The sequence below is a fragment of the Cryobacterium sp. genome (assembly GCF_025463825.1).
Taxonomy (GTDB): Bacteria; Actinomycetota; Actinomycetes; order Actinomycetales; family Microbacteriaceae; genus Cryobacterium.
The window spans coordinates 1-13,038 of the sequence record NZ_JAODBG010000007.1 but is presented as its reverse complement, the minus strand read 5'-3'; the positions used below and the strand labels follow the sequence as shown (position 1 = coordinate 13,038).

Annotated in this window: 9 protein-coding genes and 1 pseudogene; 2 read left to right on the top strand and 8 right to left on the bottom strand. The window is 68.7% G+C overall.

Features of this window, described 5'->3' with window-relative positions; all coding sequences use genetic code 11:
- Positions 1–229: 229 nt before the first annotated feature.
- The 8 genes from prfA to argS form a co-directional block, all read right to left on the bottom strand.
- Positions 230–1,309, bottom strand: coding sequence for a peptide chain release factor 1 (prfA, locus tag JWP54_RS00640; protein WP_297366253.1), 1,080 nt, complete (start codon positions 1,307–1,309; stop codon positions 230–232).
- Complete coding sequence (gene rho / locus JWP54_RS00635; RefSeq protein ID WP_297366252.1) at positions 1,309–3,927, bottom strand: transcription termination factor Rho; 2,619 nt, start codon at positions 3,925–3,927, stop codon at positions 1,309–1,311. Before rho ends, prfA begins: the two co-directional genes overlap by 1 nt.
- A gap of 311 nt (positions 3,928–4,238) precedes the next feature.
- The gene (gene thrB / locus JWP54_RS00630; RefSeq protein WP_297366251.1) at positions 4,239–5,192 is read right to left on the bottom strand and encodes a homoserine kinase; all 954 of its coding nucleotides are present in this window, start codon (positions 5,190–5,192) and stop codon (positions 4,239–4,241) included.
- On the bottom strand, positions 5,189–6,310 hold the full coding sequence (thrC, locus tag JWP54_RS00625; protein WP_297366250.1) for a threonine synthase: 1,122 nt from the start codon (positions 6,308–6,310) through the stop codon (positions 5,189–5,191). Before thrC ends, thrB begins: the two co-directional genes overlap by 4 nt.
- Positions 6,310–7,647, bottom strand: coding sequence for a homoserine dehydrogenase (locus JWP54_RS00620; RefSeq protein WP_297366249.1), 1,338 nt, complete (start codon positions 7,645–7,647; stop codon positions 6,310–6,312). The genes thrC and JWP54_RS00620 overlap by 1 nt, the downstream gene beginning before the upstream one ends.
- On the bottom strand, positions 7,644–9,086 hold the full coding sequence (lysA, locus tag JWP54_RS00615; protein ID WP_297366248.1) for a diaminopimelate decarboxylase: 1,443 nt from the start codon (positions 9,084–9,086) through the stop codon (positions 7,644–7,646). The genes JWP54_RS00620 and lysA overlap by 4 nt, the downstream gene beginning before the upstream one ends.
- A gap of 144 nt (positions 9,087–9,230) precedes the next feature.
- Positions 9,231–10,016 (bottom strand): DUF2993 domain-containing protein, encoded by a 786-nt coding sequence (locus JWP54_RS00610; RefSeq protein WP_297366247.1) that lies wholly within the window; start codon positions 10,014–10,016, stop codon positions 9,231–9,233.
- Positions 10,017–10,018: 2 nt separating this feature from the next.
- Positions 10,019–11,695, bottom strand: a complete 1,677-nt coding sequence (gene argS / locus JWP54_RS00605; protein ID WP_297366246.1) for an arginine--tRNA ligase — start codon at positions 11,693–11,695, stop codon at positions 10,019–10,021.
- A gap of 43 nt (positions 11,696–11,738) precedes the next feature.
- Between argS and JWP54_RS00600 the strand changes: the two genes are divergently transcribed.
- Together JWP54_RS00600 and JWP54_RS00595 are read left to right on the top strand one after the other, a co-directional pair.
- Positions 11,739–12,380 carry an iron ABC transporter ATP-binding protein gene (locus JWP54_RS00600; RefSeq protein ID WP_297366245.1) on the top strand — a complete coding sequence of 214 codons (642 nt, stop codon included), beginning with the start codon at positions 11,739–11,741 and terminating at the stop codon, positions 12,378–12,380.
- A gap of 142 nt (positions 12,381–12,522) precedes the next feature.
- A pseudogene (locus JWP54_RS00595) lies at positions 12,523–13,038 on the top strand (hypothetical protein); the annotation flags it as partial.

Here is a 13,038-nt window from a genome sequence, read left to right as displayed (position 1 = left end):
AAGCGCACTCCCCCACCCGCCACTGGCCTGTCGTCGCTGACCGCGAGCACGAACATACCAGTGTCGCCCTGCAGGTCGTGGCTGGGTTCATCCGCCATCGCCGAGTCGACCTCGGCCGGCAGCGCCGCACGGCCCCAGTACCGCCCGACGATGCATGTCGGTCAGCCCATCGAGAACGAGAAGAGGCGCCCCAGCCTGAGCTGGAGCGCCTCGTCGTGCGTGTCACGAGCTAGTCGTGGTCGCCGATCTCGGCGAGGCGGGTGGCCTCGTCTGCGGTGATGCAGGAGTCGATGACGGCATCCAGGGCGCCGTTCATCACGGTGTCCAGGTTGTACGCCTTGTAACCGGTGCGGTGGTCCGCGATCCGGTTCTCCGGGAAGTTGTACGTGCGAATGCGCTCTGACCGGTCCATTGTGCGGATCTGGCCCTTGCGCACCAGCGAGGCGGCCTCGTCGATCTCTTCCTGCTGCCGGGCGAGGACGCGAGCGCGGAGCACCCGCATACCCGCTTCCTTGTTCTGCAGCTGGCTCTTCTCGTTCTGCATCGCCACCACGATCCCGGTGGGGAGATGGGTGATACGCACGGCGGAGTCGGTGGTGTTGACCGACTGGCCGCCGGGGCCGCTGGAACGGTAGACGTCGATCTTGAGGTCGTTGGGGTGCAGCTCGACCTCTTCGGGCTCATCGACCTCGGGGAAGACGAGAACGCCCGCCGCCGAGGTATGGATGCGTCCCTGCGACTCGGTGGCCGGCACCCGCTGGACGCGGTGCACACCACCCTCGTACTTGAGGTGCGCCCAGACGCCCTCAGCGGGGTCAGCCGAGTTGCCCTTGATGGCCAACTGGATGTCCTTGATACCGCCGAGGTCGCTGGTGGTCTGCTCGATGATCTCGGTCTTCCAGCGCTTGGACTCCGCGTAGTGCAGGTACATGCGCAGGAGGTCGGCGGCGAACAGTGCGGATTCCGCACCGCCCTCCCCCATCTTGATCTCCATGATCACGTCGCGGGCATCGAGCGGGTCACGCGGGATCAGCAGGCGGCGCAGCTTTTCGGCTGCGGCCTCCAGCTGGTCGACCAGCCCGGGGATCTCCTCCGCGAACGAGTCGTCTTCGTCGGCGAGTTCCCGGGCGGCGTCGAGATTGTCGCCAATCTCCTTCCACTCCACCCACGCCGCGATGATGCGGCTGAGCTCGGCGTAACGCCGGTTGACCTTCTTGGAACGGGCGGGGTTCGCGTGCAACTCCGGGTCCGCCAGCTGGGACTGCAGCTCATCGTGCTCAGCCTGCAGAGTCAGGACAGACTCGAACATCAGTGATCCTTGTCTGACCCGTTCGGGGTCGGCATCGACTTCTGAACCTGCATCAGGAACTCGACGTTGGACGAGGTCTCCTTCAGCCGGCCCAGGATGACCTCGAGCGCCTGCTGCTGCTCGAGTCCGGCCAGCGCACGGCGCAGCTTCCAGGTGATCTTGACCTCATCGGCGCTCATCAGCATTTCTTCGCGGCGGGTGCCGGATGCGTTGACGTCGACGGCCGGGAAGATCCGCTTGTCGGCCAGGTGGCGCGACAGGCGCAGCTCCATGTTGCCGGTGCCCTTGAACTCCTCGAAGATGACCTCGTCCATCTTGGACCCGGTTTCCACCAGCGCGGAGGCGAGGATGGTGAGCGAGCCACCGTTCTCGATGTTGCGGGCAGCGCCGAAGAAGCGCTTGGGCGGGTACAGCGCGGATGCGTCCACTCCACCGGAGAGGATGCGGCCGCTCGGCGGGGCCGTCAGGTTGTAGGCGCGGCCGAGGCGCGTGATCGAGTCGAGCAGCACGACGACGTCGTGGCCCAGCTCGACGAGGCGCTTGGCACGCTCGATGGCGAGCTCGGCGACCGTGGTGTGGTCTTCGGCGGGGCGGTCGAAGGTGGAGGCGATGACCTCACCCTTCACCGTGCGCTGCATGTCGGTGACCTCTTCGGGGCGCTCGTCGACCAGGACGACCATGAGGTGGACCTCGGGGTTGTTCGTGGCGATGGCGTTGGCGATCTGCTGCATGACGATGGTCTTGCCGGCCTTGGGCGGCGCGACGATCAGACCACGCTGGCCCTTGCCGATCGGCGCGACGAGGTCGATGATGCGCTGGGTCAGCTTGCCCGGCTCGGTCTCGAGGCGCAGGCGCTCCTGCGGGTAGAGCGGGGTGAGCTTCTGGAACTCGACGCGGGTGGCGGCTTCCTCAACCGTCAGGCCGTTGATGGAGTCGACCTTGACGATCGCGTTGTACTTCTGGCGGCCGCTCTGGTCGCCCTCGTGCGGCTGACGGATCGAGCCCACGACGGCGTCACCCTTGCGCAGGTTGTACTTCTTGACCTGGCCGAGCGACACGTACACGTCGCTGGCACCGGGCAGGTAGCCGGAGGTGCGCACGAAGGCGTAGTTGTCGAGCACGTCGAGGATGCCGGCGACGGGGATGAGCACGTCATCGTCGGTCAGCTCGGGCTCGAAGTCGTCGTTGGTGGTGGCGCCGCGACGCTTGCGGTCACGGAACCGGCTGCGGTTGTTGCGGCCGTTCAGCTCGTCCTCGGGGCCGGAGTTGCGGTCAAGGCCCTGGTTGCGGTCCTGGCCCTGACGCTCCTGCTGGGCGCGGTCGCTCTGCTGGCGATCGTTCTGCTGGCGGTCCTGGCCCTGGCCGCGGTTGCCGGCCTGGCGCTGGTTCTGCTGGCGGTCGTCGCCGCGCTCGGCGGTGGCGCGGTCGTCGCCGGTCTGCTGGGCGCGGTCACCCTGGGCGCGGTCGCCCTGGTTGCGGTCACCCTGCGTGCGGTCGCCGCCGCGGCTGCGGTTGCGGTTGCGGCCCTGGCGGGGCTGGTCGGACTGCTCGGTCTGGTCGGTGTCCGCACCGGCGTTGTCGGCCTGCTCGGTCGGCTCGGCCTGCTCGGCCGCCTCAACCTGTTCGGCCTGCTCGGCCTGCTCGGCCTGCTCGGCGCGGGCGCCGCGCTGGTTGCGCTGGCGTCCGCCACGCTCGTTGCGTTCGGCACGCACGACGCCCTCGGGGCGCTGGATGCGGGACTCGGTGCTCTCGGCGTCCACGGTGTCGACGGTGGTCTCGACCGGTGCGGCCTCGGCCTCATCGACGGACGCGTCGTAGCCGTCTTCGGCGTTCTGCGCGTCGATCAGGCTGCGGGCGTCGAACGCGTTGCGGGCGGTGGAGGCGTTGTTGTTGCCCCCGTTGCGTCCACCGTTACGGCCGCCGTTGCGGTTCTCGTTGCGGTTGTTGTTGCCGCGACGGTTGCGGTTGTTGCCGGCGGGCGCCTCGGTGGCCTGATCGCTGACGGCGGGTGCGTCGGCGGCGGGTGCCTCGACGGTCGCGGGCGCCTCGACGGATGCGGCAGCCTCGGCGACGAGCGCGGCGGCGACTGCCTCGGTGATGGTGGCGGTGCTGGCGCGTTTGCGGGGCTGGCGAACCGCCTTCTCGGCGACGGGTGCGTCGGCGACGATGTCGCCCGCGGTGGCACCGGCGTAGGTGGTGGGAGCCGTGGTCTTGCGGCGGCTACTGCCGGCCTCGGGGAGGATCAGGCCGAGGCCCAGTTCACCGTCGGCGTTGACGTGGGCGACGGCCGGAGCCGACGCGGCGGTGCTGACCCGGCGGGAGACCCGCTTCTTCGGGGCGGCCTCGGCGGCGGGCTCGGCAGCGGCCTCAACCTCGGCGGCCGGAGCGACTGCCTCAGCGGTTACCTCGACGGGGGCGTCGACGACGACGGCCGCGGCTGCGGTCGGCTCGGTCGGGGTGGGCTGGGACGCGGTGATCGCGTCCACGAGCTCGCCCTTGCGAAGTTTGGATGCGCCCTGGATACCCAGTTCGCCCGCGAGAGCCTGAAGCTCGGCGACGCGAAGGGTGGAGAGGCGAGAGATGTCCACGCCGTCGGCGTGGAGGTTGACGTTGGTCACGAAGTTTTTGTCCTTTCCCCTGGCGCTTACGAGCGGGCCAGAGAAGATGTGTTGCAGCGCCGGTGCGCTGCGGGTGATCCAGTCCCACGCAGTGGCGGATTGGAGTGAACACACACAGCCACGCGTATACGCAGTAGCAGTGAGTTACAGGGAATACACCAGAGAACAGATCCGCGAGTGGCGGTTTCTATCGGGTGCGCAACCACTCTAGCAGGTTCGGACGGCCCTGCAGGCGCGCCCACCGCGCCGGGGTGCGAGAAAAACCCTCCCCCGGAGGATCGGGAGAGGGTTCAGCTCACGCTCGTCGCGGGTCAGACGTCGGTGCGGATGACCGTTGCGCCCTTGAAGTCCACGGCGAGCATCAGCGCCTGCCACGGCGTCTCGGAGTGTTCGGCGACCAGGTCGGCCGCAATGAGGCGCTGGCCGGGGTCGCTGGCGAGCACCAGGATCGACGGCCCGGCGCCGGAGACCACGGCCGCGAAGCCATGGTCGCGCAGCAGCGTGATCAGCCGGTTGGTCTCGGGCATGGCCGCGGCGCGGTAGTTCTGGTGCAGCTTGTCTTCGGTGGCCACGAGCAGGAGCTCCGGACTCTGGATGAGCGCCGCGATGAGCAGGGCGGACCGGGATAGGTTGAAGACGGCATCCTCGTGCGGTACCGACTCCGGCTGCAGGCTGCGCGCCAGCGCCGTCGACATGACGTGCTCGGGAACGAACACCATCGGCGAGACACCGCGGTGCACCATCAGCTTCTTGTGCCTGGGGCCGTCCGGCTGCATCCATGCGATGGTGAGACCGCCGAACAGGGCCGGCGCCACGTTGTCCGGGTGCCCTTCCATCTCGGTGGCGAGCACGAGCAGAGCGTCGGAGTCGATGTCGACGATGCCCTCGAGCAGGCCCTTGGCCGCCATGATGCCCGACACAATCGCCGCACCGGATGACCCCATGCCGCGGCCGTGCGGGATCCGGTTCTCGGCGATCAGCTTGAGCCCAGGCAGCGGGATGTCGTAGGCGGCGAAGGTGTGCGCGATGGCACGCACCACGAGGTTGCTCTCGTCGGTGGGCACCTCACCGGCGCCGATGCCGTGCACCTCGACGAACACGCCGGCCGTGTCCGTGACTGCCACCTGCAGGTGGTCGTAGTGCGCGAGGGCGAGGCCGAGGGTGTCGAAGCCGGGGCCGAGGTTCGCCGTGGTGGCAGGCACCTTCACGACGACCGAACGACCGGCCAGGGCGTTGCGTCCCGCGACGGGGAGCGCGGTGGTCACTTCTGTCCCAGCCCCAGCAACTCGGCGATGGCCGCGGTGTCGACCGGCACGATGGTCGGCTTCACGTCGGACCCGTCGGCGGTGCGGAGCGCCCACTGCGGGTCCTTCAGGCCGTGCCCGGTGACGGTGAGCACCACGGTGGCGCCCCGGGGGATCTCGCCGGCGTCGGCACGCTCGAGGAGCCCGGCGACGCTGATCGCCGAGGCCGGCTCCACGAAGATGCCGACTTCGGCGGAGAGGATGCGGTAGGCCTCGAGGATCTTCTCGTCGCTGATGGCGCCGAAGTAACCGTCGCTCACCTCACGGGCGGACAGGGCGAGGTCCCAGGAGGCCGGGTTGCCGATGCGGATGGCGCTGGCGATGGTCTCCGGGTGCTCGACGCGGTGGCCCAGGACGATCGGGGCGCTGCCTGCGGCCTGGAAGCCGAACATCCGCGGCAGCTTCGTGGTGGCGCCGCGGGCGAGCTCTTCGCTGTAGCCGCGGAAGTACGCGGTGTAGTTGCCGGCGTTGCCGACCGGGACGATGTGAAAGTCCGGAGCGTCTTCGAGAACTTCGACGACCTCGAAGGCCGCCGTCTTCTGACCCTCGATGCGGTCGGGGTTGACCGAGTTGACCAGGTGCACCGGGTAGTTCTTCGCGAGGTCGCGGGCGATGTCGAGGCAGTCGTCGAAGTTGCCCTGCACCTGCAGGAGCTGCGCGTTGTGCGCGATGGCCTGGCTGAGCTTGCCCATGGCGATCTTGCCCTCGGGCACGAGCACGACGGCCTTGATGCCGGCGTGGGTGGCGTAGGCCGCGGCGGATGCCGACGTGTTGCCGGTCGAGGCGCAGATGACGGCCTTGGCGCCGTCTTCGACGGCCTTGGAGATCGCCATGGTCATGCCGCGGTCCTTGAACGAACCGGTGGGGTTCATGCCCTCGTACTTCACCCACACCTTGGCGCCGGTGCGCGCGGACAGCGCGGCTGCGGGAATTAGGGGGGTGCCGCCCTCACCGAGGGTGACGATCGGGGTGGCGTCGCTGATGTTCAGCCGGTCGGCGTACTCGCGCAACACACCGCGCCACTGACGGGACTGGGTCTTGACCATCTGGTGCTGACCGGTCTCTCGTTCGCTGGACATCAGACTCCTTCAACTCTTAATACGGATGCGACTTTGGTGACGACACTGTTGGCGGCAAGGTCGATCACGGTCGCGGCAAGCGCAGCTTCCGTGGCCTCGTGCGTTCCAATGACAAGGGTAGCTGTGCCCGAGACGGCCTCGTGACTGGCGCCTCCGGGCTCTGCGGGCGTCATCGACTGCTCGACGAGCGCCAGCGACACGTGGTTTTTGCTGAACACTCCGGCAATCGTGGCGAGAACGCCCGGCTCGTCGGTGACCTCGAGAATGACCGCGTAACGAGTGGTCACTTTGCCGATTTCCAGCACCGGCAGGTCAGCGTGGATGGATGCGGCGAAGCCGGGGCCGCCGACGACGTGGCGGCGGGCGACCGAGACGACGTCACCGAGCACGGCGGATGCCGTCTGCACTCCCCCGGCGCCGGCACCGTAGAACATCAGCGGACCGGCGGCCTCGGCCTCGACGAAGACGGCGTTGTTGGCACCGTGCACCACGGCGAGGGGGTGACTGTTGTGCACCATTGCCGGGTACACGCGGGCGGAGACGCCTTCGACGCCGGTCTCGGGGTCGGTGAGGCGCTCGCAGATGGCGAGCAGCTTCACCACGTAACCGGCCTTGCGGGCGGATTCGATCTGCTGCTGAGTGACGCCGGTGATGCCCTCCCGGTAGACCTTCTCGATCGGCACGTTGGTGTGGAACGCGAGGCTGGCCAGCAGCGCGGCCTTCTGCGCGGCGTCGTAACCCTCGATGTCCGCGGTGGGATCGGCTTCGGCGTAACCGAGCTCGGTCGCGGCGGCGAGCGCCTCGTCGAGGGTGTCGCCGGCCGTGTCCATACGGTCGAGGATGAAGTTGGTGGTGCCGTTCACGATCCCGAGAATACGGTTGACCCGGTCCCCGGCGAGGCTGTCGCGCAGCGGCCGCACGATGGGGATCGCACCGGCGACGGCGGCCTCGTAATTGAGCTGGGCGCCCACCTGGTCGGCGGCCTCGAAAAGTTCGGCGCCGTGCTGGGCGAGCAGCGCCTTGTTGGCGGTGACGACGTCGGCGCCGGAGTTGATGGCCTGCAGGATGTAACTACGGGCCGGCTCGATGCCACCCATCAGTTCGATGACGATGTCGGCGCCGAGGATCAACGCATCGGCGTCGGTGGTGAGCAGTTCCTTGGGCAGGTCGGCGGTGCGCGGAGCGTCGAGGTCGCGCACCAGGATTCCGACGAGCTCGAGGCTCGCCCCGACGCGGTTGGCGAGTTCGTCGCTGTGCTCGAGCAGCAGGCGGGCCACCTGGGCTCCGACCGAACCACCGCCGAGGAGGGCGACGCGCAGATTGCGGTATTCGATCATCGGGTGGTTTCCTTCATATTGTCGGTCGAGCGTGTCGCAGTGGCCTCGTGAGCCGCGTCCGATACGCCCGCATCCCGGGCCAGCAGATCCTCAATCGTCTCCCCGCGCACGATCACGCGGGCTCCCCCATCCAGCACTGCCACGACGGCAGGCCGACCCAAGTAGTTGTAGTTACTCGCCAGCGACCAGCAGTACGCCCCCGTAGCCGGCACCATCACCAGGTCCCCGGGCGCGACATCGCCGGGCAGGTAGTCGGCGTTCACGACGATGTCGCCGCTTTCGCAGTGCTTGCCGGCGACGCGCACCAGCGCGGCCGGTGCATCCGACACCCGGTCGGCCAGCCGCACCGAGTATTCGGCGCCGTAGAGGGCGGGGCGGGCGTTGTCGCTCATCCCGCCGTCCACGCTCACGTACAGCCGGGTGTTCTCACCGATTCGAACGGGCTTGGTGGTGCCGACCTCGTACAGGGTGACGCCGGCGGGGCCGACGATGACCCGGCCGGGCTCGATCGCGATGACGGGCACCGGAATGCCGCGGCTCGCGCATTCGGCGGCCACGATGTCGGCCAGGCCGGCAGCCAACCGGCGTGCCGGGGTGGGGTCGTCGACGCTGGTGTACGCGATGCCGAAGCCGCCGCCGAGGTTGAGCTCGGGCACCGGACCCCCGGCGAGGAGCTCGGTGTGCAGGGTGAGCAGCCGGGAGGCCGACTCGGCGAAGCCGTCGACGCCGAAGATCTGCGAGCCGATGTGGCAGTGCAGGCCCAGGAAGGCCAGGCTCGGTTGGGCGCGGATCGCGGCGACCAGCGCGGGAGCGTCTTCGAAGACCACCCCGAACTTCTGGTCTTCGTGCGAGGTCGCCAGGAACTCGTGGGTGTGCGCGTGCACGCCGCTGTTCACGCGCAGGCGCACGTTCTGCACCACGCCGTTGCGGACGGCGGCTTCGGCGACCCGTTCGATCTCGATGGGGCTGTCGATGATGATCGTGCCCACGCCCACCCGGGTGGCCTGGTCGATTTCGGCGCGCGACTTGTTGTTGCCGTGGAAGCCGATGCGGCCGGGCTCGACGCCGGCGGCGAGGGCGACGGCGAGTTCGCCGCCGCTGCAGACGTCGATGTTCAGGCCGGCCTCGACCATCCACCGGGCGATATCGGTGGAGAGGAAGGCCTTGGCGGCGTAGTAGACGCGCACGCTGGTGCCGATGCGGGCGAACTCGGTGTCGAACGCCGTGCGCAGATCGGCAGCGCGGGTGCGGACATCCGCTTCGTCGACGACGTAGAGAGGCGTGCCGAACCGGGCCGCGAGGTCGGGGGCGCTGACGCCACCGATCGTGATGGCGCCGTCCTCGGCGCGCTGCGCGGTGGCGGGCCAGAGGCCGTCGGCGAGCGTGTTGGCATCAGCTGGGGGGCTGAGCCACTCGGGAGCGAGTGGATTATGGGCCACGGGTGAAAACCTCACAGGAGTTGAGTGGGTGTCTCACGAAGTGGCGAGCGAACCCGGATTGGTCCCTGAAGCCAGCGAAGAGACGCGCCGAATCGGCGCGGGAAGCTACCGGAATTCTAGCGACTGCGAGTTGCGCGCGCCGAATCAAGCGGGCGAACAGGAGCCAAGGGTGGTGAGCGACTGTTCGGTGAGCGTCAATGTGCTCGACTCCAGCGTAATGCGTGCGCGGGCCGCCGTGACATCCACGCCAGTGAGGGTGACGCCCTCTGGCAGGTACTGGGCCACGCAGATGCTCACCGGCTCCTTGCCGAGGAGGAGGTCCAGCAAGGCGCTCGCGTCGATGCTGCCGATGCCGCTGCTCACCTCGGCACCGGTGGCGGTGAGCACCAGGGACTCCGCGGTGGTGGACGGCGCGGCAGTGGCCTGGTAACCGATTTCGAAGCCGAAAACGCTGATCGATCCGGCGTAGGTCACTTCGGCGTCGCCGAGCTTCAGCGCGGTGGCACCGGCCTGAATCGGTCCGTCGGCAGCAGCGGAGTCCTGCCCCTGACTGGCCGTCAGCATCGTGTTGAGGGCCGCTTCGTCGAGGTCGATGGTGCCGTCGACCTGCCCGATCGGCTGGGTCGTGTCCACCGGAACCCCGGTGGCGCGGATGTGCACGGCGGCGGCGCCGTCGATGACGAGTTCCGGCGCGGCCAGGTCCACCCGCTCGAAGGAACCGGTGAGGTACTGGCCGATCACGGAGAAGCCGCCGATGGTCACGGCGATATCACCGGTCACGTTGGCGGGCAGCCGTTCGGCGATCTCGGCCTGGACGCGGTTCTGCGCGTAGGTGCGGAGGACGGCGTCCGCCACGAAGAACGCGCCGACCAGGGCCACGCCCAGCACGCCGACGATGAGAAGGCCGCGGCCGCGGCGACGACGTGCCATGCCTACATCCGCTCGGGCGCGCTGACGCCGAGCAGGCCGAGGCCGTTGCGGATGACCTGGCCGGTGGCATCGTTCAGCCACAACCGGGTGCGGTGCAGGTCGGTGACCGGCTCCTCGCCCAGCGGGATGACACGGCAGCTGTCGTACCAGCGGTGGTAGTAGCCGGCGACCTCTTCGATGTAGCGGGCGATGCGGTGGGGTTCGCGCAGTTCGGCGGCCTGGCCCACCACCCGCGGGTACTCCTGCAGCACGCCGAGCAGGGCGGACTCGCTGTCGTGGGTGAGCAGCTCCGGTGCGAACGCGCTGCGGTCAACGCCCGAGTCGGCGGCGTTGCGGCCGACGGAACTGGTGCGGGCGTGGGCGTACTGCACGTAGAACACGGGGTTCTCGTTGGTGCGCTTGCCGAGCAGGTCGAGGTCGATGTCCAGCTGCGAGTCGCTCGAGGAGCGCACCAGCGAGTAGCGGCCGGCGTCCACGCCGACGGCGTCGACGAGGTCGTCGAGGGTGACGATGGTGCCGGCGCGCTTGGACATCCGCACGGGTTCGCCGCCCTTGAGCAGGTTGACCATCTGGCCGATCAGGATCTGCAGGTTCACGCCGGGCACGTCGCCGAAGGCCTCGACCATGGCCATCATGCGACCGATGTAGCCGTGGTGGTCGGCGCCGAGCATGATCAGGTTCTGGTCGAAGCCGCGCTCACGCTTATTCAGGTAGTAGCCCAGGTCGCCGGAGATGTACGCGGGTTCGCCGTTGGAGCGGATGATGACCCGGTCGCGGTCGTCACCGAAGGTCGTGGTGCGCAGCCAAATGGCGCCCTCCGCTTCGAAGATGTGGCCGAGCTCCCGGAGCCGGGCGATGGCGCGTTCGACGGCGCCGGATTCGTGCAGGGAGTCTTCGTGGAAGAAGACGTCGAAGTCGACGCCGAAGCCGTGCAGCTTCTCCTTGATCTCGGTGAACATGAGGTCCACGCCGATGGAGCGGAAGACTTCCTGCTGCTCCTCGCGGGGCAGGCCTGCGATGTCACCGTCGTGGATCTCCACGACCTTGTCGGCGATGTCGCCGATGTAGGCTCCGCCGTAGCCGTCCTCCGGAGTGGGCTCGCCGAGGTAGGCGGCCAGCACGCTGCGGGCGAACCGGTCGATCTGCGAACCGTGGTCGTTGAAGTAGTACTCGCGCGTCACGTCCGCGCCCTCTGCCTTGAGCACGCGGGCGAGGCTGTCGCCCACCGCGGCCCAGCGCACGCCACCCATGTGGATGGGGCCGGTGGGGTTGGCCGAGACGAATTCGAGGTTGATCTTGATGCCGTCGTACATGTGGCCGGTGCCGTACCCGGTGCCGGCATTGACGATGGTCTGCGCGAGGGCACCGGCGGCGGATGCCTCCAGGCGGATGTTGATGAATCCAGGGCCGGCCATCTCGACGGAGGCGACCTCGGGCATGGCCTCGAGGCCGGTGACGAGCTCGGCCGCCACGGCGCGCGGGTTGGTGCCGAGCGGCTTGGCGATCTTCATCGCGACGCTCGACGCCCAGTCGCCGTGGTCGCGGTTGCGCGGACGCTCGAGCGACATATCGGCGACGTTGAGACCGAGGTCGGCGATCTCCGCACCCTCGCCTCGCCGGCGCACGACCAATGAGTTGACGAGGTCGAGCAGGGACTGAGAAAGTTCGGCAGGGGTCACGGCGAACAATCCTACCCGCCGCCCCAGTTGATAAGGTCAACGCGTGACCCACTCCAGCTCGACCCCGCTCGCCCCCCGCCGCAGTCTCCGCACCGGCCTCGCTCTCACCGGAGCGACGCTCGCACTGATCGCCCTGGCCGGCTGCGGGCCGGAATCCAGCGCCGAGCCGACCGCATCCGCCGCCCCGAGCGCCACCGCCTCCGTGGAGCCCACGGCGACCGCGACCGTCGAGCCCACCGCCACGCCCACCCCGCCGCCGGCGCCGGAGGGCACCCCCGTGAGTCTGACCTGCGACCAGGTCCTCACCGCCGACGACGTGTACGCGCTGAACCCCAACCTCGGCGAAGACCTGGAGTACGCGGCGTCTAGTGCCGCCGCCGTCACCGCCACGACCTATGGCGGCATCGCCTGCGCGTGGCTCAACCAATCCAGCGGCGAGGTGATTGAAGTGGCGCTGGCCATGCCCAATGAGTCGCTGGCGAACACTCTGAAGGACGCAGCCCTGTCCGACGGCGAGATCGTTCCTACCTATGGCAGCGCCCCCGAGGTCGAGGGTTACTTCAGCGCGAGCAGCAGCACCGCACAGGTCTTCACCCGCGGCTACTGGGTGGCCGTCACCGACCCGGGCATGATCGAGCCCGGCGACGCCGGCCCCGTCCTGGACGCGGTTCTCGGCAAGCTGTAGAGCGTTTCCCGACAGCAGTTCGGATGCTGTCCTAACGCGTTCTCGGTGCGGCCGCCGCTCCTCCACAGGACCTGATTTTGACTTTGTCCACCAGTGATTGACTGGGCTCGTGGATGTCGGTGGTAGGTGGTTCACTGTCCCTATGGCCACCTCGAATGCCACACCCGAAGACACCCCGAACGGCGCCGACGATCCCGCGGTTGATCCGGTCGCGGCGGCAATCAGCGCGATCATCGACCCGCTGATCGAGAACGAGAAGGCGCTGGCCGGCTGCTACGCCGAACGCACCCGCTTGCTCTCGGCATTGGACCGATTGGGTCACGAGCCGGGCATGATCGCGGGCGTGTGCGGAGATCCGGTCGAGTCCGGCCGGGACGATCCGGACACGCAGGCGCATGGCCCGGCCTGGGACGACGAGGAACTGGCTCGGCGCACCATGGCCGCCGAGGCCGGCGCGGCGTTGCGGTTGCGCGCCAACACCGCCGGCTGCATGATCTTCGACGCCACCCGACTCACCGACCAGCTGCCGCTGTTCCACGAAGCCCTCACCGACGGCCGGATCACCTGGGGGCACGCGCTGAAGATGCTCGAGCTCACCGTGAACCTGCCCGAAGAAGTGCTGCCCCGGTTCGAAGCGGCAGTGCTGTCGGCGGCGGAG